This is a genomic window from Bacillus cabrialesii (assembly GCF_004124315.2).
GTDB lineage: Bacteria > Bacillota > Bacilli > Bacillales > Bacillaceae > Bacillus > Bacillus cabrialesii.
The window spans coordinates 2560587-2582032 of the sequence record NZ_CP096889.1 but is presented as its reverse complement, the minus strand read 5'-3'; the positions used below and the strand labels follow the sequence as shown (position 1 = coordinate 2582032).

General features: G+C 38.0%; 20 protein-coding genes and 5 pseudogenes. 18 read left to right on the top strand and 7 right to left on the bottom strand.

The window, feature by feature from the left end; all coding sequences use genetic code 11:
* Positions 1–374 precede the first annotated feature (374 nt).
* Positions 375–687, bottom strand: a pseudogene (locus EFK13_RS21250) (nitroreductase family protein); the annotation flags it as partial.
* Positions 688–1098: 411 nt separating this feature from the next.
* Entirely contained in the window at positions 1099–2322 is a 1224-nt protein-coding gene (locus tag EFK13_RS13150; protein WP_129508186.1) for a cytochrome P450 family protein, read from the bottom strand.
* 1207 nt (positions 2323–3529) lie between these two features.
* Between EFK13_RS13150 and EFK13_RS13145 the strand changes: the two are divergent.
* The 5 genes and pseudogenes from EFK13_RS13145 to EFK13_RS13125 all read left to right on the top strand — a co-directional run bounded on the left by EFK13_RS13145 (position 3530) and on the right by EFK13_RS13125 (position 8946).
* A pseudogene (locus EFK13_RS13145) lies at positions 3530–4348 on the top strand (MerR family transcriptional regulator).
* A gap of 179 nt (positions 4349–4527) precedes the next feature.
* Entirely contained in the window at positions 4528–5115 is a 588-nt protein-coding gene (locus EFK13_RS13140) for a TetR/AcrR family transcriptional regulator (RefSeq protein WP_129508187.1), read from the top strand.
* Positions 5116–6234: 1119 nt separating this feature from the next.
* Positions 6235–6771 (top strand): CDP-diacylglycerol--serine O-phosphatidyltransferase, encoded by a 537-nt coding sequence (gene pssA, locus EFK13_RS13135; RefSeq protein ID WP_044428814.1) that lies wholly within the window; start codon positions 6235–6237, stop codon positions 6769–6771.
* Entirely contained in the window at positions 6758–7243 is a 486-nt protein-coding gene (locus EFK13_RS13130) for a DedA family protein (protein WP_010330742.1), read from the top strand. The genes pssA and EFK13_RS13130 overlap by 14 nt, the downstream gene beginning before the upstream one ends.
* Positions 7244–7722: 479 nt before the next feature.
* A complete protein-coding gene (locus EFK13_RS13125) occupies positions 7723–8946 on the top strand; it encodes an MFS transporter (protein ID WP_010330741.1) in 1224 nt (407 codons plus the stop codon).
* 166 nt (positions 8947–9112) lie between these two features.
* Here the strand turns inward: EFK13_RS13125 and EFK13_RS13120 are convergent, their stop codons facing one another.
* The gene (locus EFK13_RS13120; RefSeq protein WP_010330740.1) at positions 9113–9355 is read right to left on the bottom strand and encodes a hypothetical protein; all 243 of its coding nucleotides are present in this window, start codon (positions 9353–9355) and stop codon (positions 9113–9115) included.
* Between the two features lie 317 nt (positions 9356–9672).
* Here EFK13_RS13120 and EFK13_RS13115 point away from each other — a divergent pair.
* Positions 9673–9851: pseudogene (locus tag EFK13_RS13115) on the top strand (hypothetical protein).
* Positions 9809–11269 (top strand): site-specific DNA recombinase SpoIVCA, encoded by a 1461-nt coding sequence (gene spoIVCA, locus EFK13_RS13110; RefSeq protein WP_225514266.1) that lies wholly within the window; start codon positions 9809–9811, stop codon positions 11267–11269. Before EFK13_RS13115 ends, spoIVCA begins: the two are co-directional and overlap by 43 nt.
* Positions 11270–11296: 27 nt before the next feature.
* On the opposite strand, the pseudogene EFK13_RS13105 reads toward spoIVCA, so the two are convergent.
* Positions 11297–11647: pseudogene (locus EFK13_RS13105) on the bottom strand (sigma-70 family RNA polymerase sigma factor); the annotation flags it as partial.
* 195 nt (positions 11648–11842) lie between these two features.
* Between EFK13_RS13105 and nucB the strand changes: the two are divergent.
* Positions 11843–12253 carry a sporulation-specific Dnase NucB gene (gene nucB, locus EFK13_RS13100; protein WP_129508189.1) on the top strand — a complete coding sequence of 137 codons (411 nt, stop codon included), beginning with the start codon at positions 11843–11845 and terminating at the stop codon, positions 12251–12253.
* 32 nt (positions 12254–12285) lie between these two features.
* On the opposite strand, the gene EFK13_RS13095 is transcribed toward nucB, so the two are convergent.
* On the bottom strand, positions 12286–13005 hold the full coding sequence (locus EFK13_RS13095) for a YqeB family protein (protein ID WP_129508190.1): 720 nt from the start codon (positions 13003–13005) through the stop codon (positions 12286–12288).
* Positions 13006–13248: 243 nt separating this feature from the next.
* On the opposite strand from EFK13_RS13095, the pseudogene gnd reads away from it, so the two are divergent.
* Positions 13249–14116, top strand: a pseudogene (gene gnd, locus EFK13_RS13090) (phosphogluconate dehydrogenase (NAD(+)-dependent, decarboxylating)).
* 17 nt (positions 14117–14133) lie between these two features.
* On the opposite strand, the gene EFK13_RS13085 reads toward gnd, so the two are convergent.
* Positions 14134–14760 carry a TVP38/TMEM64 family protein gene (locus EFK13_RS13085; protein ID WP_129508191.1) on the bottom strand — a complete coding sequence of 209 codons (627 nt, stop codon included), beginning with the start codon at positions 14758–14760 and terminating at the stop codon, positions 14134–14136.
* 194 nt (positions 14761–14954) lie between these two features.
* On the opposite strand from EFK13_RS13085, the gene EFK13_RS13080 reads away from it, so the two are divergent.
* The 3 genes from EFK13_RS13080 (at position 14955) to EFK13_RS21100 (ending at position 16901) form a co-directional block, all read left to right on the top strand.
* Positions 14955–15707, top strand: a complete 753-nt coding sequence (locus EFK13_RS13080) for a peptidoglycan recognition protein family protein (protein WP_129508192.1) — start codon at positions 14955–14957, stop codon at positions 15705–15707.
* A gap of 253 nt (positions 15708–15960) precedes the next feature.
* A complete protein-coding gene (locus tag EFK13_RS13075; RefSeq protein WP_129508193.1) occupies positions 15961–16692 on the top strand; it encodes an SGNH/GDSL hydrolase family protein in 732 nt (243 codons plus the stop codon).
* A gap of 74 nt (positions 16693–16766) precedes the next feature.
* Complete coding sequence (locus tag EFK13_RS21100; RefSeq protein WP_283107553.1) at positions 16767–16901, top strand: hypothetical protein; 135 nt, start codon at positions 16767–16769, stop codon at positions 16899–16901.
* A 138-nt stretch (positions 16902–17039) separates the two neighbouring features.
* Here the strand turns inward: EFK13_RS21100 and sda are convergent, their stop codons facing one another.
* The gene (gene sda / locus EFK13_RS13070; protein ID WP_003226124.1) at positions 17040–17180 is read right to left on the bottom strand and encodes a sporulation histidine kinase inhibitor Sda; all 141 of its coding nucleotides are present in this window, start codon (positions 17178–17180) and stop codon (positions 17040–17042) included.
* A 361-nt stretch (positions 17181–17541) separates the two neighbouring features.
* On the opposite strand from sda, the gene EFK13_RS13065 reads away from it, so the two are divergent.
* The 6 genes from EFK13_RS13065 to yqeK are packed head-to-tail and all read left to right on the top strand — an operon-like array spanning position 17542 to position 21440.
* A complete protein-coding gene (locus EFK13_RS13065; RefSeq protein WP_003226126.1) occupies positions 17542–18060 on the top strand; it encodes a YqeG family HAD IIIA-type phosphatase in 519 nt (172 codons plus the stop codon).
* A 3-nt stretch (positions 18061–18063) separates the two neighbouring features.
* Complete coding sequence (gene yqeH / locus EFK13_RS13060) at positions 18064–19164, top strand: ribosome biogenesis GTPase YqeH (protein WP_129508194.1); 1101 nt, start codon at positions 18064–18066, stop codon at positions 19162–19164.
* 18 nt (positions 19165–19182) lie between these two features.
* The gene (aroE, locus tag EFK13_RS13055; protein WP_129508195.1) at positions 19183–20025 is read left to right on the top strand and encodes a shikimate dehydrogenase; all 843 of its coding nucleotides are present in this window, start codon (positions 19183–19185) and stop codon (positions 20023–20025) included.
* Complete coding sequence (gene yhbY, locus EFK13_RS13050; protein WP_129508196.1) at positions 20019–20309, top strand: ribosome assembly RNA-binding protein YhbY; 291 nt, start codon at positions 20019–20021, stop codon at positions 20307–20309. Before aroE ends, yhbY begins: the two co-directional genes overlap by 7 nt.
* 11 nt (positions 20310–20320) lie before the next feature.
* On the top strand, positions 20321–20890 hold the full coding sequence (locus tag EFK13_RS13045) for a nicotinate-nucleotide adenylyltransferase (RefSeq protein ID WP_129508197.1): 570 nt from the start codon (positions 20321–20323) through the stop codon (positions 20888–20890).
* The gene (gene yqeK, locus EFK13_RS13040; protein WP_129508198.1) at positions 20880–21440 is read left to right on the top strand and encodes a bis(5'-nucleosyl)-tetraphosphatase (symmetrical) YqeK; all 561 of its coding nucleotides are present in this window, start codon (positions 20880–20882) and stop codon (positions 21438–21440) included. Before EFK13_RS13045 ends, yqeK begins: the two co-directional genes overlap by 11 nt.
* Positions 21441–21446: the final 6 nt, after the last annotated feature.

The window sequence follows — 21446 nt, the reverse complement described above, 5'->3', positions numbered from 1 at the left end:
TTCCCTTATGACTACTAGTAATGTAAATATTAACAAGTTTTCTTTCGCGGAAAAAGGCAATAGGGCACCGCAATTTAAATTTTCGGTGAGACCGCAAGAACTTTTTAGTCTCAGTTAAATCAAAATAGTTATGGAGATGGCTCATTAAAAATAACCTCTTTTTCTGAGAGATAGGGGCAGATTTCAGAATAATAGTTAGAAAGGAGAGATTATTAATGACAATCTGCCGAATTCTATTTACAATAATGGTATTAAGTAGCATCGTAACATTTACTCACTTTGTAGATGAAGATAGTGCTTCAAATGGTGGTCAAAATTGCCGCAGATCGAGTTGGTGCATAAAAAAGAGGAAGAGCGTCAAAACTCTTTCTCTTTTATTTGGAGTGGATTGCAAAAATATCTAATTTATTTTTTGCAAATCCCTGTTTATTTAAATACTCAGCAAGTGGGGGAGTTTGCTTCTTTCGAGATGGTCCTCAATATGATCTATCCATCCCTTTACTTTTTTCACTGTGAAAGGCGCTTTAACAGGACGATCTCGGAATACTCACGCATCTGTTGATCATAGGTTGCTAACTTTTCTTCATCTAGCGATTGATACTGATTACCAAACATGACCATTGATTGAGGCAAACGTGGTTTTAGTCCAGGTTTCTCTTCAGCAGGGTGACCTATACATAGCCAGACGTCTTTAGTAATTTATAAAATGTTGTACTCTTCAAAGTTTATATTGTTAATTTTTTAAAAGAGTTAAGTTGACAACCTCCTTTCTTATTTATCATCAAAGACGTTCGTAAATGTGTATGTATTTATAGAGTGTCCTAAAAGTATCTTCTAACTTTTTTGTTGGTGTTCACTTTGTACGGAATATAAAGGTGTTTAAGGGATCTGGAAACTACATTCGTTCATATAAAAAAAGCGCCAAACTCGTTGTTATTAAACAGGTTTGCGCTTTTTTACTTTTTAGATATATTTATTGACTTATTTCTGGTAGATGTAAGTATTTAAACTCGTATGCCATTTTTCTATTTTTATTTTGAATTCTTAGGAAATGTATCCTTGTATTATTTTGTTTTGGATTATCTGTCTCCAGAATTTTTAAGGATTTGTTCTTACTAAGGGTAAAGAATTCATCCCTCTAAACGCTAAATTCTCTCTCCAATCTATTTCTTTCTGAGGTTCTTTAAAGCTTATTGTTGGAAGTTCTTCAATGAAATGCTCTAATGCTGTTTTACCTTCCATGCGTGCTAAGGGAGCTCCTAAACAATAATGAATCCCCTTTCCAAAAGCAAGGTGTTTGTTTGATTCCCTATGAAAATTCACTTGATCTGGATTTTTAAAGACATCGGGATCACGATTTGCTGATCCGAGAGAAAGTAACAGTAGATCACCTTTTTCAAAATGAAAACCTTTGTAAATATGATTTTCTACTACAAAACGAGAATCCATTGAAACTGGACTTTCATACCTTAGTAATTCTTCCACAGCAGCATCTAATAATTCAGGGTTATGTCTAAGTTCTTCTATTTTTTCTGGATTTTTTAATAATGTAAGCAACCCATTACCTATTAGATTAACTGTTGTTTCATGGCCAGCAACTATTAAAAGAACAACCATTGAAAAGAGTTCACTTTCAGAAAGCGAATCTCCTTCCTCCTCTACTTTTACAAGTTTGCTAATTAAATCTTCTCGGGGGTTTGAACGCCTTTTATCAAATAATTCTGATAGATAATCGGTGAATTCTTTTGCTGTAATCTGAATTTCTTGGTAAACAGAAGTATCCTGGTAGGGAAGTATACTATCAAATTTAATTAATGTATTTGACCAAACTCGGAATTTTTGATGGTCCTCATACGGTATCCCTAAAATCTCACTTATTACTATAATTGGGAGAGGGAAAGCATAGTCGTTAATTAAGTCAAATTCTTTTTTATTTTTAATTTCTCTTATTAACTTAAGAGAAACTTCCTTTATTCTAGAATCCATTTGTTTAATTATTTTAGGAGTAAAGGCTTTATGAACTAACTTTCTGAGTCTACCATGATCAGGAGGGTCAACTTCTAACATATTATTACCATATAGTAAATCTATTTCTTTACTAATAAAAAATGATGCTTTTTCTTCTGGAGACATGAATTTTCTTGTGTCACTTGAGTACTTTTTAGGATTAGTAAGAATATAGTCAATATCTTTATATTTAGTTAAAAGCCATGTTTTCTGCCCTTTATGTTCTTCTAACATGTATATAGGGGAGCTTTCTCTCTTTTCTGTTAAATAGGGATACGGATTTTGAAAAAAGTCTTCTGACAATTTATATTCCATGTTTATACACCTCGTATATCTAGAATAAAAAATTCAAAATTTATCTATCTTACTCTTATTGCACGTCTTTCATTTACCTTCGTGCATGATTAATTATAAAGTTTATTTATTAAACTAAGCTGAGTATATGGAGACTTTAAGTTCAATTTCCCTCACCTTTTTTCATAATGCACTTCAATGTCTCTATTATAGACTTTGTCTAAAGCGCTCATTAAATAAGAGCTAGCTACGTAAAACATAGAATGTTTTCATCAATAAAATAACTTGAAGACATGAGGGAACCCTTCATACTTCATCTCTTAATAGCCTTTGTTTCCTAACTATCTTGAAGAACCCTATCTCTTATCCCTAACTGTTCCAACATTCTGGTTGCACTAGCATTAAGTAAAAAGGTTGCTCCGCATTTTCCCATCACGGATAGCTCTGCTAAACAGACCTTTGTTTTAAGAAAATGACCAATGATACTTGCAATGTCTACGCCTATTATAACTTGACTCCCTGTCCCCACCCCCTTTTTGAAAAAATACAGACCGTCCGGTTTATTATACAGTTAATTCTGAATGATTTCAACCCTCGATCCAAGTTGAGTATATGTTTACTTATTCAATATATTCACAGTTAAAAAATCAGTAGAACAAATTAGAATGGTGGAAATTCAGTAATATATGTCGATCCCTCAATTCTCAACGTTACGAATAAAAATACTTATTATTAACAATATAAAAAAGGATGAATAGCGATACAATATTGAAATAACTGGTTAAGTAGAGGGGGTTTTCCTGTTGCCCAAGTGGTAGGGCATTTGATCCCACATAAGGTAAGCGAGCGTTACCAATATGATAATAATCACTAAGATGAACAGAAACGTTCTGAGCTTTTTTATTTTTCCTTCTCTTAGGGGAATAGAATAAAGTGCTCCCTCATTATTTTAATCTTGAGTGCAAGGGAATAAAACACATAGTAAATGGGGATGATCATGTTGAGTAGCTAGCCCTTTTGTCCATAGCACATGGCTGACAAATAAACTATGTTCATAAAACATTCCTATTGCAGAGGTAATTAAATACGGAAAAATAGTGGGATGGAATTCTCACTTTATCTAATAGTGAAATTATTTTTATCTCTATTTGATTGTGTGCTAAACTTTTTTTCGTTACAATAAGCAGCATAAAGTATATGGTTACTATATAGTAAGGAGGTGTTCACGATTGAAGGTAAAAAAAGATATTTTAAAACAGGGGAATTTGCATACCTCTGTCGCGCAAAGAAACAAACGCTCTTTCATTATGACGGGATTGGCCTTCTATACCCCGAAATTAAAAAAGTGAACGGATATAGGTATTATTCTTATATAATCAATTAGAGCTCTTTCAAATTATTGTGTCATTCAAAGAAGTTGGTATTCCATTAAAGGAAATAAAGTTATTTTTAAACGGAAAAACAGCAGGAACTATGATTAATCTTCTTAAAGAAAAATCTATTGAAATTGAAAATAAAATCAAGGAACTTCAACAACTTAAAACGATTATACAAACGAAAGTAGGACTAGCAGAAGAAGCTATGCAAACTGATTTTTCTTCAATTTCTCTTCAGTATTTAGAGGAGAAGGAATTCATGATAGGAGAAAAGGTGTTAAATTTTCCTGAACGAAAATACATTACAGCTATTTCAGATCTTATCCATTATGCTCAATCACATAAAGTTGATATAGGATATTCAGTTGGTGCCATTTTTGCACGTGAACAAATATTAAAAAAGGACTTCTATAATTACAGACATTTTCATCTCAAAATAAAAGGTGGAAGAGAAAATGCGTATTCTCATATAAGACCCAAAGGTCTGTATGTTGTCGGATATCAAAAAGGTGAGGAAGCTGAAGTAGCTTATAATAGAATTATTGAATTTATTAAGAATAAGGGACTAAAGGTGGGTGAATATGCATGAGGACTATATAATTAATGAAATAATGGTAAGTGGCTTCAACAATCAAATCACTAAAATTCACCTACAGGTTCAATCCGAGTAAAATTAAAACTACAGGGATATAGATGAATGGAACGAACTATTTATTTCGAAATAATCGTAATACCTACATATAAAAAACTTTAGAATTTTATGAAGATACAGTTGCTGAATACCACGATATAATAAAAAGCATTTACTGCGAATAACATTCTTCAATTAGATAGGAAGTGAAGAGCAACCATGGCACGGCAGGCAGAGGCGAGTAAAAAAACAAAAGATAAGATAGTAAAGGTAGCACGAGAATTATTTATTAAAAAAGGATACTCGGAGACATCTCTACAAGAGATTCTAACGGCTGGAAAGATAAGTAAGGGTAATCTTTACCATCATTTTAAAGGAAAAGAATTTCTTTATTTATATATTATTGAACAAGATTATCTTGAATGGGAACTTCAGTGGAAAAAAAGAGAGAGTCATTGTAAGAATGCTATTGAAAAGCTATATGATCTCACTGATTTCTCACTTCAGATGAATTTTAACTCTCCCCTTATTCATGTGGCTGAAGAATTTTTTGCTAGTGCTTTTAAATCGAAAGAAGTAATTGAAAGAATCCTTGAAATTGATAGCAAGTATTCTAAGATGATAAGAAACATTTTAGAAGAAGGAAACCACGATGGTAGTTGGTCAATTTCTAATTTAGATTTAACTACTCAAATAGTGAGTTCACTATTCTATGGTTTGGAGATTACAGCTCAGGGCAGTTTAGATGAAGAAAAGGAAAAACTCTATCGAGAGTCTGCAAGGGTACTTATTGAGGGCTTAAAATAATCTTTAGTTCGATATCATGAGGAATCCTATTTATTGTAAATGCATAGAAATTTTCAGGCTTCTAGATCTATAAACGAGGTGAATCTGGGAGAAGGATTAAATTATATAAAACAACTATTGATAAAAAGATCATGCATTTATATTTCAAGGGTATTTACTTCTGTTAACTTGATCACGAAGTGATAACTTGATATATCTAAGCCCCTTAAGTATAAACTTCCAAAAAATTAGATAATTTATATTTAAGCAACCTCCAATTGGTTAGTTTATGTCTAACAATTGGGGCACAGTTCAGTATAAAGGGGGGTTGGTTACTCTAAAATTCTTAAAATATTTTTAGAATAAATGTCTTGTATATGATGAAGCTAATTAAGTTTTATTTTTCTTATGTTAAGACAAACCCTTATCGATTATTCGCTTTTACTTACTGCATTTTAATAAATGCAGTAATATTCAAGATAATCGTCTTTACAACTGTCCACTTAAACCATCTTAATCTCACTAGTTTATTGATGAATTCATCATTTGTTTTAAATAAACAAGGGAGTTCTTCTGCAAAATAGTTAATTTGTTTAATAATGATGGTACTCATGTTCCAATTAGAAGACCAAACAATTCAATAAAAACAAGATAAATAATGAGAATGGCCGTAATCTTTGGTGCTTTTCTTTTAAAATTAAAAATGTAACAACAGGTTTTAGTAAATAAAAAAGAAAGTTTGATGTAAAAATTGGAAAAACAATTTAAAAACAAAAGTTACAACAGGATTAAATAAAAATGCAATCTTTGTACTAACATAGATAAGGATACCAATTAATAAAAACGATTTTGATTTAAACAAAATATCTCCTCTTAAAAAATAAACGGGACAGTGTGAAACATTAAACATAAATAATGGGATTCAAAAATGGCTTTTTAAATTAGGTAATCCTCCTATCTCAACATCACCCTCCTATATGAAATAATCTTTTGTTTAATCCTTATTTCAAGGTTGCGAGGACTTAATTATTTAAAAACTTTCTTATTTAGTTTATAATAAACCGTACGGTCTGTTTATTTTTTAAAAAAGAAATTTTATAATATTATTAAGTATTTAATTAGAAAGGAAGTTGAATATATTTGATTTATATACCTAATATAATTACAATTGGTAATTTAATTTGTGGACTTCTGGCTATTTACTCATTATTAGTTCAGGATATTTATTCTGCAGCAACTCTTATTTTTATAGGTCTGTTTTTTGATTTCTTTGATGGTATGATTGCCCGGAAACTTAATGCTGTTTCGGATATAGGTAGAGAATTGGATTCGATGGCTGATATGGTAACCTTTGGCGTAGCCCCATCCATATTTGCCTATTATACATGTCTTTATGAATTATCCATCACCGGAGTTTTATGCATGATAATTTACAGTATTTGTAGTTTACTTCGTCTCGCTAAATTTAATGTTAAACAAAGTAAGCTCTCTACATTTGTTGGAATGCCTACGCCACTTGCAGGAATTTGTCTTGTCACATTGAGTACTATGCATAACCAAATACTCTTGGTAGTAGGGATAGGTATTATTTCTTGTTTAATGGTAAGTAACATCAAATTCCCACAATTTAAAAAAAATACAATGGAAAGTTTGGGGTCAAAAAATGGAGCAAATTGAAGAATTTATTACGAGTTATGGATACATCGCTATTTTTTTGATGTTAGTTCTTGGAATTGTAGGATTACCCATACCTGATGAAGTGATGATGACAATCGTTGGTTTCTTCACTCATACTGGAGTATTGAATTATCCCCTTGCTATTATAGTAAGCTTTTTGGGGGCGTTGTCAGGTATGATGATTAGTTATCTCATCGGTAGAAAAGCAGGGCGTCCTTTTATTGATAAATTCGGGAAATGGATTGGGCTGAAAGAAAAGAGAATGCTGAAAGTAGAAAATTGGCTAAAAAAGTATGGACCATATTCTCTGATATTTGGATATTTCATTCCAGGAATCAGACATGTAACGTGTTACTTTTCAGGTATTGGCAAGATGGAATTGAAGACATATACACTATTCGCTGCAATTGGTGCCTTTATATGGTGCTTTATTTTTATTACGATTGGAAGAATGGTGGGAATTCTTTATTAAAGAAAGAGTACACGTCCGTTGTAACTTAACGGGTTTGTGCTTCTGATATCCTTATGTGAAGGAGAAAGATGTAAAATATCTTTTTTTATCTTTGATCTTAAATACCTCCTTGACTATACGGTAACTGTATACTTTAAGATATTGATTATATTCCTAAAAAAATTTAATTAACGAATAAGAAATACAGTAGTTACTGTATATTTCCTGGTTTAGTTGAGTTAACTGATTTGAAAGTTAACAGGTGAAATTTATGGAAACTTTGTTGCAGGACTGAGAATATCAACAACATTACCTTTTGTGTAAGTTTTTTTAGGTAGGTTATGGTTAACACTTTTCTGGTACGTAGTTGATAATCACAATACTTGGTTTGATTATTGTAGCCACCTCTAACCGAAGGATGATTATGATAATAATTAAGGGCATGCTAGCTAATCGATATAATCAGTGGATCAGAAATGTAAGGTAAGGAGGTCTATCTATTGAATCAACTTTTAAGAAATAGGGTTTTTGTAATTGTTGCAACAGCCGATTTATTACAGCAAGCCGGCATATGGATTCGGAATATGGCCTTGCTGTTTTATATTATGAACCAAACCAATAATGATCCAACAGCTGTTTCATTACTTACGGCACTTGAATACCTTCCGATTTTCGTATTTTCCTTACTAGGTGGAACATTTGCTGACCGTTGGAATCCAAAAAAAACTGTAATATTAGGGGATACATTGAGTGCAATATCGATGTTGATAATATTAGCTCTCGTATCATTAGGTTTATGGCAGGCTGTATTTGCTGCTACCGTAGTCTCAGCAATTGTTAGCCAATTTTCTCAGCCTTCTTCCTCTGTATTATTTAGGAAACATGTACCAGCCGAACAAGTTGGGGCAGCTATTGGTATTACCCAAAGCCTTATGTCTGTATTTACGATATTTGGTCCGATTGCTGGCACATTTATATATACCCAGTTAGGGCTTAAGTTCTCTCTCATTATATTGTTTGTAATTTTTCTGCTGGCAGCTTTTATTCAGTTATTTTTACCTCCTTCATCAAGAGAAGAAACAGTTAAAAAAAGACCAGCTATGGAGGATCTCAAAGACGGAATTCAGTATGTAATTAAACATTCAAACTTGCGTCTTATCGCTGGGATGTTTCTTCTTACAGGGATGGCAATAGGATTAACCCAACCGTTAGATGTATTTGTCACAATGGAGCGTTTGGGATTACCTAAAGAAGCCGTACAATGGTTTGCAGCTTGCGAAGGTGTGGGCATGCTAGTTGGTGGGATTTTGGCAGCTACCTCTTCAAAATGGGTGGATCGACATCGTAATAATGTCATAACAAGCACGTTAATCCTATGGTCAATCATAACCATTATCGAGGTATTATCCATATTTCCTCTTTTAACAGCTGGGGTTCGCATCATTTCTGGGATTACGACAGCCTTCTTTCAAGTTGTCTTTAATACCCTTATGATTAAAGAAGTACAGGTAGAATACATTGGGAGAACGAATGGAGTTATTACTCCTTTGTTAATGGGAGGCATATTAGTCGGGACACTTGTTTCTGGTTTTATAGTTAATTCTCTTACACTGTTTGGAGTTTACGGACTATCTGCAGTTTTAATTATGTTGTGTACGATTTTAACAGCGAAATTAAAAGTTTACGATGAAGGGGACAATACAAGAGAATCTGAAATTAAGTAGGAAATTTTGCTATAGAAGAGTTTGAATAAACGAAAAAGGTTATCAAATTATTTTATTTATAATTTGATAACCTTCTGGTTGGAAGTACAATAACCACTATATTAGAAAGTAAAGAAACAGTAAAATGAATAACCCTGAATTTAAAAGATACCCCTTGGTATCTTTTTTATCTAATCGTGATAATCCGATTTTTTTTGAATCCAAATTTATTTTTAGAAATTACTTTTTTTAAAAGGAAAGGACATAGAATACTTCCGGCTAACCCGATGCATTCGTAAAAAACATTATTTTTATATTTAAAAATCCAATATGCTGTCGACCCTATGATCATTTCGAAAATCAAAAATTCTTTTAATTGTTTTTTTGATAAAGAGATGATTAAAATTCTTGTTAGTTTCAGTTTATTCATGGTGATCACCGCCTCATTGAACAAATATATTCAGGAATTTTATAATAAATTACAAGTATGAACCAACTGGTCGGTTCTGTTGGCAGAAAGTCACTGAATGTATTTTTTGGCTACTCTAACAGACATTGCACCAGTGGCATTTTATTTGCCTAGTTAAAAAAACTCTTTATTGGGGACACTTAGGCATTAGTAAATGTCGGATAAAAACCGATGGTTTCAAACTATTGGTTTTTTATAATGTTTTCATACTCATTGAAAATGATCTCATTAGGACAAACACTTGCTACATAGCATTACCCAAGGGGTGATGCATTTTTATGAAGGTAATAATCATCGAAGGACCGCAAGCTGACAAATGCATTAACGATTGCTATCATTATTTAATAAAACTTTATAGGAAGGAGATTAAGGGTGATAGCAATATATGTAAGGGTATCGACAGAGGAACAAGCGATCAAGGGATCGAGCATCGACAGCCAGATCGAGGCCTGCATAAAGAAAGCAGGGACTAAGGATGTACTGAAGTATGCCGATGAAGGATTTTCTGGAGAACTTTTAGAACGTCCGGCTTTGAATCGCTTGAGGGAGGATGCAAGCAAGGGACTTATAAGTCAAGTCATCTGCTACGATCCTGACCGTCTTTCTCGGAAATTAATGAATCAGCTTATCATTGATGATGAACTGCGAAAGCGAAACATACCCTTGATTTTTGTAAATGGTGAGTACGCCAATTCTCCTGAAGGTCAATTATTTTTCGCTATGCGTGGAGCAATCTCAGAATTTGAGAAAGCCAAAATCAAAGAACGGACATCAAGCGGCCGACTTCAAAAAATGAAAAAAGGCATGATTATTAAAGATTCCAAACTATATGGCTATAAATTTGTTAAAGAGAAAAGAACTCTTGAGATATTAGAAGAGGAAGCAAAAATCATTCGGATGATTTTCAACTATTTCACCGATCATAAAAGTCCTTTTTTCGGCAGAGTAAACGGTATTGCTCTACATTTAACTCAGATGGGGGTTAAAACAAAAAAAGGCGCCAAAGTTTGGCACAGGCAGGTTGTTCGTCAGATATTGATGAACTCTTCTTATAAGGGTGAACACAAGCAGTATAAATATGACACTGAGGGTTCTTATGTTTCAAAGCAAGCAGGAAACAAATCTATTATTAAAATAAGACCTGAAGAGGAGCAAATCACTGTTGCAATTCCAGCGATTATTCCAGCGGAACAATGGGATTATGCTCAAGAACTCTTAGGTCAAAGTAAAAGAAAACACTTGAGTATCAGCCCTCACAACTACTTGTTATCGGGTTTGGTTAGATGCGGGAAATGTGGAAATACCATGACAGGAAAGAAAAGAAAATCACACGGTAAAGACTACTATGTGTATACATGTCGGAAAAATTATTCTGGAGCAAAGGACCGCGGCTGCGGAAAAGAAATGTCTGAGAATAAACTAAACCGTCATGTATGGGGGGAGATTTTTAAATTCATCACAAATCCCCAAAAGTATGCTTCTTTTAAAGAGATTGAACAATCAAATCACCTATCTGACGAATTAGAACTTATTCAAAAAGAGATAGAGAAAACAAAAAAAGGCCGTAAGCGTCTTTTAACGCTAATCAGCCTAAGCGATGACGATGATTTAGATATTGATGAAATCAAAGCACAAATTATTGATCTGCAAAAAAAGCAAAACCAGCTTACTGAAAAGTGTATCGAAATTCAATCAAAAATGAAAGTCCTGGATGATACAAGCTCAAGTGAAAATGCTCTAAAGAGAGCCATCGACTATTTTCAATCAATCGGTGCAGATAACTTAACTCTTGAAGATAAAAAAACAATTGTTAACTTTATCGTGAAAGAAGTTACCGTTGTGAATTCTGACACCGTATATATTGAAACGTATTAAAGAGGGGGGTATGCACCCCCCTTTTGTAATTACAATCTCATTTTCAATACACCGCGCGGCATACGTCGCCAGCTTTGTCCCTTTTCCGGCGGAATAGCTTTCAATTCCTTTGATCAGCCCGATTGTTCCGATGGAGATTAAGTCCTCTGCATCCTCACCTGTATTTTCGAACTTTTTCACAATATGGGCGACCAAGCGAAGATTATGCTCAATCAGCATGTTTCTGGCATGTTCATCCCCTTTAGCCATGAGCTCTAAGTATTTTTTTTCCTCGCTGCTTGAGAGCGGTTGTGGAAAGGCATTGTTTTTCACGTAAGATACTAAAAAGACAAGCTCTTTAACAACAAAGCCGAGCGCTGCGAAAACACCTGCCACCATCGTCACCTCCACAAAAGTATGTAGGCAAAAGCCTATATGTAAATGTATGTGAGCGGGAGGCTGTCTGTGTCTGTACCGGGAAATTTCTCGCGGGGGAGCTTGGCTTTTGTGAGCAGCATACTACCTTCAAATTTTAAAAATAATCTTTATCATGCGCCCATACATTGAAATGAACAAATGTATGGGGGGATGAGAATGAAAAAATGGTTGGCAGGCCTGTTTCTTGCTGCGGCAGTTCTTCTTTGTTTAATGGTTCCGCAGCAGATCCAAGGCGCTTCTTTGTATGACAAAGTGTTGTATTTTCCGCTGTCTCGTTATCCGGAAACCGGGGATCATATTAAAGATGCGATTGCAGGGGGACATTCAGATATTTGCACCATCGACAGGGATGGAGCAGACAAAAGACGGGAGGAATCATTAAAAGGAATTCCGACGAAGCCGGGTTTTGATCGGGATGAGTGGCCGATGGCGGTTTGTGAGGAAGGCGGCGCAGGAGCTGACGTCCGATATGTGACGCCTTCTGATAATCGCGGGGCCGGCTCGTGGGTAGGGAATCAAATGAGCGGTTATCCTGACGGCACCAGGGTGCTGTTTATTGTGCAGTAATAAGGAAGAGGCTCTTTCTTGAGCCTCTGTTGTTATGATCCTTCGCGATGCTGAATGTTCGGCGGATAGGTTTCTGCTTTTCGCCAATACTGGCGTGTGCCTTCGTCTCGAACAACGATGCCCAGCTGTGCAAGTTCAAGACGGAATTCTTCCACATCGTCTGTTTCCTCGTCTTTCAGCGCTTTGTGACGAGCTTTCAATAAAGCATGGGCGCTTGGCGAGAGATCTGGTGCATCAGATATCCACCGGCGAAATTGATCTTTAAACGGATCGGCTGCTGCCCATTCGTAATGGTGCTTTTTAAAGGCCTTCTCGATGTTTACTGGTTTTTCATCAATTTCTTCCCGTGCCAATTCATATCCGGCTGTACCCAGGAGGACAAGCCTTTTGTGATCGATAAACACAAGTGCGATGTCGTGGGAACGAATCGTTTGCACGTTCTTTCCTTTGGTTAATTCCACTGTGTCATCTGTAATCTTTACAGAAAGCAGCATTGCAATAACAGTATGAGCGAACCATATCCCCACAGACATGCCGAGCAGCGCAGTGATAAATGCAGCCGGTGATCCCTGAAAAGAGGTGACCAGCCGGAGCGGTCCTTCAAAAGGAATCCACGGGAGGGATAGCGCCCATTTCGCCAACTGCGGGATAAAATACCCGATTGTAAGTCCGATGATTGCAAGTACGGCGTATAAAAAATATGCAGCGGTTTTCGTAAATCCAATGGTAGTGTGAGATTGATCGTGCAACATGTCACCTTCTTTTACTGTAAAAATCGAATTCTCTTCACATATTTTAGCTCAAATAGATGGTAAATCAAGGATAAATTGAGATTTCGAATATAAAAGGAGAGTTAGACGGTTATTTGGAAACGTAAGAGCATGTGGGTTTACAGCAGTAAAATCCCGTCTCCGCATTTGTTTTTTACGTATCACAATACAGTTCACAGGGAACATAAAGAGTAAAGGCTTTTTAGACAACCAGGAGGAACAGACATGAAAATCGGATTAATCGACTTAGGGAAAATGGGCATAAAATTCATTGACCGCGATCATCAAGCTGTTCGGGTATGATGTGAATCAAGCGGCTGTTGATGAACTGAAAGCATATGGGGCTGAGGGGATAACGAATCTAACAGAGTTAATTTCTTCATTAGCCACGCCGCGTATCCTATGGATTATGGGGCCCCATGGCGTTGTCGATGCTGTTTTGCGTGATGTGACACCTTTATTAAGCAAAGGTGATATGATCATTGAAGCCGGGAAACTCTCATTATAAAGAATCGATTCGCCGCTACAATCAAATGAAAGAAGCGGGTATTCATTTGATTGATGCCGGAACGTCGCGCGCCATGGAGCCTGTTTTATGGCGGGAGGTGACCCTGAGGCATGGGAGATTGCAGGGCCGCTGTTTCGGGATACTGCCGTCGAAAACGGATATCTTTACGCTGGTGAAGCGGGGAGCGGCCATTTTTAAAAAATGATTCATAATGGCATTGAGTATGGAATGATGGCGGCTATCGGTGAAGGATTTAAAGTGTTTGAAAACAGTCAATTTAATTTTGACTACGAGAAGGTTGCGAGAGTGTGGAATCACGGCTCTGTCATTCGCTCTTGGCTTAGGGGACTGACTGAGCGAGCTTTCTCTAAAGATGCGAAACTGGATCAGATCAAAGGCATTATGCATTCCTTAGGTGGAGGAAAATGGACGGTAGAACCATCACTCGATCTGCAGACGGCAACTCCGGTGATCGCCATGTCGCTTCTGATGAGATACTGTTCTTTAACAGACGATACGTTTACAGGAAAGGTTGTCGCTGCGCTTCGAAACGAATTCGGAGGTCATGCGACAGAAAAAAAGTAAGGGGGCGAACCGCCTCCTTATTTTTTTTGCACTTTAAGCAGATGAGGGAACTTTTTATAAATGATCAGCATAATGATCAGAATATAGGCTCCGTAAATGCTGAAAGAAAGCAGTTTATTGCTGGTGAAATTTGCGCCTGCAATGGTAACAACGACAATATTCGGGATCTTCCCTATGAAAGACGCGAAGAAAAAAACATGCCATCGCACCTGACTCAGCCCGCAAATCACGTTCATCAGAAGTGAAGGTATAACAGGAATCAGCCTTCCTATTAAAACAGCGGTAAACGCATTTTTATGAAAGGAAGCCTCGTAGCTTTGGATGGCAGGATAGGCCTGAACTTTTTTCCTGGCCCAATCTCTAAAGCTGTACCTGGCGAGAAAAAACAGCATCATTGTACCAAGCATTGAGCCGGTCAGTGTAATCCAAATCCCATTTGCCATTCCGAACACAGCGCCATTTAAAGCGGCAACCAAAGCAAACGGCACAATGGGGAAAAAGACATCCGCGGCAATCAGCAGCATACTGAATAAAACAGAAAACATCCCTCCTGCTTTAATCGCATCAAGCCAAGCCTCTTTCTGAAAAAAACCAACTGCAATGATCGTGATAACTACGACGATACCTAGTATCTTCTTTAACACTTCTACGGTCACTCCCAACTATGGTGATGTCAGGAGTTAAAATCTCCGTCATCTAGGGTTAGTATAACTGGTGTCATTTCAGCGGTTCAACTAAAAACCATGTTTAGGTTTGGAACACAATTCTTTTTTATCTTGTAAAATAGGCTGTCCATCTCTTTGTTTTCTGCATTCTTTAATAGTAGGGAGGGATAGAAATGGTCACGATAAAAAAGGATTTTATACCGGCATCGAACGATAATCGTCCTGGCTATGCGATGACTCCTGCTTACATTACGGTGCATAATACAGCAAATACCGCAAAAGGCGCGGATGCGAAAATGCATGCCAATTATGTGAAAAATCCAAGCACATCTGTCAGCTGGCATTTCACAGTTGATGATTCAGTCATCTATCAGCATCTTCCGATAGATGAAAACGGCTGGCATGCGGGAGACGGCACAAATGGGACAGGGAACCGCAAGTCAATCGGGATTGAAATCTGTGAAAATGCTGGCGGCGATTTTGAAAAAGCAACAGCAAATGCCCAGTGGCTGATCCGAAAACTAATGAAGGAACACAATATTCCGCTGAATCATGTCGTTCCTCACAAAAAATGGTCCGGAAAAGAATGTCCGCGCAAACTCTTGGATCACTGGGATTCTTTTATAAACGGAATTTCTTCCTCCGATACACCTCCAAAAGAGTCATCTCCATCATATCCGCTGCCGTCAGGGATTATCAAACTCACTTCGCCTTATCGAAAGGGCACAAAAATCATTCAGCTGCAAAAGGCTTTAGCAGCACTTCATTTTTACCCTGATAAGAGAGCCAAAAATAATGGAATAGACGGAGTTTACGGACCGAAAACAGCGAATGCCGTCAAGCGTTTTCAGCTCATGAACGGATTAACTCCTGACGGTATCTACGGACCAAAAACAAAGGCCAAGCTTAAATCGAAGTTAAAGTGAATGTTGGATTAAGGAATAGCCTGTTTCCAGTGCGGATTCAGGTTATTCTCTTCCCTATGGCTTCCCGTGTTTTTTCGATTGAGAAGAAGGGAATTTGAAAAGAATCACCTGATATGCCGAAATGAAAGCAGAATGATTTTCACCTAGGGGGACACGTTAACTATAGGAAAAAACAATGGTAACGAAAAAACTCTTCGTTGAATGAAGGGAAACAGAAGTATAACATTAAGGTGAGGCTTTTGGGGGTGTAAAGATGAAGCATTTTTTCATCCTTTTCCTTCTGCTGTTCGTTACAGCAGGATGCGAGGGAGGGGGATACGAAGACGTTGTAGCATTTGGTGACAGCAATACGCGAGGCTCTAATTGGGATTATCGCGATTATCCAAAAGCACAGCAGTGGGTTAACATATTAAAAACGGCTGAACGCGGAAAGCTTGATATACTCAATGCGGGAATCGGCGGACAGACGACAGAGGATGCCCGTCTGCGGTTTCAGACAGATGTGCTGGATCAAAAACCGAAGCATTTGTTTATTATGTTCGGCACGAATGACGCCGCGATCCTGACTGAGGGGAAACCGAGAGTGTCGAAGCAGCGTTTTAGAGAAAATCTGGTTTATTTTATTAAAGAAAGCAGAAAACACGGGATCAAGCCCATCTTAATGACGTGTATTCCAATTATTGAAGGAAACGGGAAGCACCATCTGTTTTACTATTCCAGATATAAAGCAGCTGCCTTTGAACCGAAAGGCGGGGCGAGGAATTGGCACAATGCATACAACGATATTACAAGAGATGTATCGAAGCGCCTGGATGTCCCTCTTGTAGACAACTGGGAGCATTTTATAGAAGCAGACGGCGGAAAAGCAACTGATGAAGCGCTGATCCAATCCGGTCTGATAGATCCTTCAGGCAATCATATGACACCTAAAGGAGCAAGAATCGTATATGAAGGAATTCAAGATGAGCAGGTTCTAAAGCGTTGAGATGGACAACGGCCTAAGCCTTTTTATTTCTTCTACATAGGCTGTATAAAACCTTATGTAAGGAGGCGCTTCACATGTGCAGCGGTTATTCCTATTCGTACCCTTTCGGCAGCTGGCCATATGGAGCCGGCAGAGCATATGGATACGCTTTTATCGTTGTTTTAGTTGTTGTTCTCCTGGTTGTGGGCGGCATATATTGGCTAGCATAGTAACCAGCCCTTTAAAACACCTCTTTTTAGGGGTGTTTTTTGCTGAAAACAGTAGTAAAGCCCGTAACCGAAGTGATATAATATCAGTCATCTGAGTAAAAAAAGGAAATACGCCCGGAAAAAATAGACAAATTTCTATTAAGAAGATACGGAAATAATATGTCCGAGCGATCTTCTTTTTATTTCGTTTTCAATTAACTCGATAAAGTCTCGGTTTAAATTCATTTCGGTGGCTTTGAAATAAGATTCTATTAGTAATTCATCAGACAGTTTTCTCATGCTAGGAACCCAATTAATGGGAGAGACACCTCCTTAAAAGTTGGAATCATTCATGATTTTTACGCATACATTGATAAGTTGCGTTCATCTGTGGCTGAAGTTATCTTTAATCTACCATGAATTGCAAATAAGAACAATCGTTCTGTTATCCACACCAGAAAGTGGATAACTTGTGAGTATCGTGTTTATAATTTGTCTAAAGAGTGATGTAATAAGAGTGGATAGTGTGTGTAATTTTATCCACACCTGGTGAAGAAACCCAATTTTTGTCGAAATTTTTTTGCTCAGTTTTTCTTTAATCGCAAGTTCGATTTTTTTCGACAATCATTTGAAAGAGAAAGAAAAGGGAAGGGTGCGGGTTTTGTTAAAAAAGTTTTTTTTACCTGACGAGTTTGTAAAAAATATTTTTCATATTACACCTGAGAAGTTAAAGGAACGAAATGTAAAAGGAATCATTACTGATCTGGATAATACGCTTGTTGAGTGGGACAGGCCGAACGCGACGCCGCGTTTGATCGAGTGGTTTGAAGAAATGAAGGAGCACGGCATTAAAGTGACGATTGTCTCTAATAATAATGAAAGAAGAGTAAAACTTTTTTCCGAACCGCTTGGAATCCCGTTCATCTATAAAGCGAGAAAACCGATGGGCAAAGCTTTTAACAGAGCGGTGCGCAATATGGAACTGAAAAAAGAGGACTGTGTTGTCATCGGAGACCAGCTGCTGACCGATGTGCTCGGGGGAAATCGAAACGGCTATCATACAATCCTGGTCGTACCTGTTGCTTCCTCTGACGGATTCATTACGCGCTTTAACCGCCAGGTCGAACGCAGAATACTGAGTGCTCTCAAACGAAAAGGGCACATTCAGTGGGAGGAGTAAGAAATGGAAAAGGTTGTTTGTATCGGATGCGGAGTTGCAATCCAAACCGAAGACAAAACAGGTCTGGGATACGCGCCGCCTGCATCGCTTACGAAAGAAAATGTGATTTGCCAGCGCTGTTTCAGACTGAAAAACTATAATGAAATACAAGACGTTTCCTTAACGGATGATGATTTTCTAAACATCCTTCACGGTATCGGGGAAACGGATTCTCTTGTTGTTAAAATTGTTGATATTTTTGATTTTAACGGCAGCTGGATCAATGGGCTTCAGCGCTTGGTGGGAGGAAACCCTATCCTATTGGTTGGCAATAAAGCCGATATTTTGCCTAAGTCGCTAAAAAGAGAGCGTCTGATCCAATGGATGAAGCGTGAAGCGAAAGAGCTTGGCTTAAAACCGGTTGACGTATTTTTAGTCAGTGCTGGACGCGGCCAGGGTATCAAAGAAGTGATTGATGCGATTGAGTATTATCGCAACGGCAAAGACGTCTATGTTGTCGGTTGTACCAATGTAGGGAAGTCAACTTTTATTAACCGGATTATTAAAGAAGTGTCAGGTGAAGAAGATATTATTACGACATCCCAATTTCCGGGCACAACCCTTGATGCAATAGAAATCCCGTTGGACGACGGTTCAGCGCTTTATGACACACCGGGAATTATCAACCACCATCAAATGGCGCATTATGTCAATAAAAAGGATCTGAAAATACTATCTCCTAAAAAGGAGCTGAAGCCTCGCACATTCCAGCTTAATGATCAGCAAACATTGTATTTCGGCGGACTTGCAAGGTTTGATTATGTGTCAGGAGATAGATCTCCTTTTATTTGCTATATGCCGAATGAGCTGATGATTCACAGAACAAAGCTGGAAAATGCAGATGCTCTTTATGAAAAGCATGCAGGGGAATTGCTAACACCTCCGGGAAAAGACGAAATGGATGAGTTTCCGGAACTGGTCGCCCATACGTTTACGATCAAAGATAAAAAGACAGATATCGTTTTCTCTGGGTTAGGCTGGGTAACAGTGCATGACGCCGATAAAAAAATAACTGCTTACGCGCCAAAAGGCGTTCACGTATTTGTTCGGCGCTCATTAATTTAATGAAAAGGGGAGAGGAGTATGAAGAAGCTGTACGGAGTTATCGGTAATCCGATTGCCCATTCCATGTCACCTGATATTCATAACGCATCATTGAAAGATCTCGGTTTAGACGGACATTACCATGCTTTCAAAGTAGAAGAAGATGATTTGGAAGACGCGGTAAAAGGAATAAGAGCACTTGGCGTACAAGGCATTAATGTGACTGTTCCGCATAAGGTTTCCATCATGGATTATCTGGATCATATTGATGAGAGTGCAAAAGTGATCGGTGCCGTAAACACGGTCAGAAGAGAGGGAGACAAGCTTGTCGGATACAATACCGACGGGGAAGGCTTTGTGAAGTCATTACTGAGGGTATTGGACAAGCCCATCTCTGAACTGTCTTTCTTAATGATCGGCGCGGGCGGAGCGGCAAGAGCCATTTTCACAACGATTGCCCGCCAGACTCCGAAAAAGTTTGACATTTGCAACCGGACGCTGGAAAAAGCCAAACAGCTTACAGAATTCACTCCCTCATTTCACAATAAAGAAGTGTTAAGCATAAAAGAAGCGGAAGAGCGGCTTGAGCGGTATGATGTTATTATTCATACAACGTCTGTAGGCATGCATCCAAACGTGGGCGACATACCGCTTTCATTACAGCGTGCCGCCCGCGGTGCCGTCGTATGCGATATCGTGTATAATCCAATTCAGACGGCTCTTTTAAAAGAAGCAAACCAAAAAGGCCTGAAAACGCTTGATGGAGTAGGCATGTTTGTTGAACAGGCAGCATTGTCTTTCCAATTGTGGACTGGACAAGAGCCTGATATTGAAAAAATGAGATCAATTGTAATAGGAAAATTAGGAGGAACAGAATGTTAACAGGTAAACAGAAACGTTTTTTGCGTTCAAAAGCGCATCATTTAACGCCGATTTTTCAAGTAGGCAAAGGCGGAGTAAACGACAACATGATTAAGCAAATTGCTGAGGCGCTTGAAGCGAGAGAGCTGATTAAAGTCAGTGTGCTTCAAAATTGTGAAGAGGATAAAAACGATGTTGCGAAAGCCCTCGTAAAAGGAAGCCGCTCTCAATTGGTGCAGACAATCGGCAATACAATTGTGTTATATAAGGAATCAAAGGAAAATAAACAAATCGAGCTTCCTTAAAGGTGGTTGAAATGAAGAAAATCGGAATTTTTGGAGGCACGTTTGATCCTCCGCATAACGGACACCTCTTAATGGCAAATGAGGTGCTGTATCAGGCGGGGCTTGATGAAATTTGGTTTATGCCTAATCAAATTCCGCCCCATAAACAGGATGAAGACTATACGGACAGCTTTCATCGCGTAGAAATGCTGAAGCTTGCGATTCAGTCTAATCCGTCCTTTAAGCTGGAGCTGGCTGAAATGGAAAGAGAAGGGCCTTCATATACCTTTGATACTGTTTCTTTACTGAAGCAGCGTTATCCGTATGATCAATTATTCTTTATTATCGGTGCTGATATGATTGAATATTTGCCGAAATGGTATAAGCTGGACGAGCTGCTGAACCTCATTCAATTTATTGGAGTAAAGCGCCCCGGTTTTCATGTTGAAACCCCTTATCCGCTTCTCTTTGCAGACGTTCCGGAATTTGAGGTATCATCAACTATGATAAGGGAACGGTTTAAAAGCAAGAAGCCCACTGACTACTTAATCCCTGATAAAGTGAAGAAGTATGTAGAGGAGAATGGTTTATATGAATCGTGAGGAGGCACTTGCCTGCGTTAAGCAGCAATTGACCGAACACCGGTATATCCACACGATTGGCGTGATGAACACGGCGATCGAACTTGCGGAGCGTTTTGGAGCCGACTCTAAAAAAGCGGAAACGGCGGCTATTTTTCATGATTACGCCAAATTCCGTCCAAAAGAAGAAATGAAACAAATTATTGCGCGCGAAAACATGCCTTCGCATTTATTGGATTATAATCCGGAGCTCTGGCACGCTCCGGTCGGCGCTTACTTGGTCCAAAGGGAAGCGGGGGTCCAAGATGAAGACATTCTTGACGCCATCAGGTATCATACCTCTGGGCGCCCCGGCATGACACTTTTAGAAAAAGTCATTTACGTTGCCGATTACATTGAGCCCAACCGTGCCTTCCCTGGTGTCGATGAGGTGCGAAAGTTTGCTGAGACAGATTTGAATCAAGCGCTGATTCAATCGATCAAAAATACAATGATTTTTCTGATGAAAAAAAATCAACCGGTTTTTCCAGACACATTTCTAACGTATAACTGGCTTGTGTCTGGCAACTGAACAGGA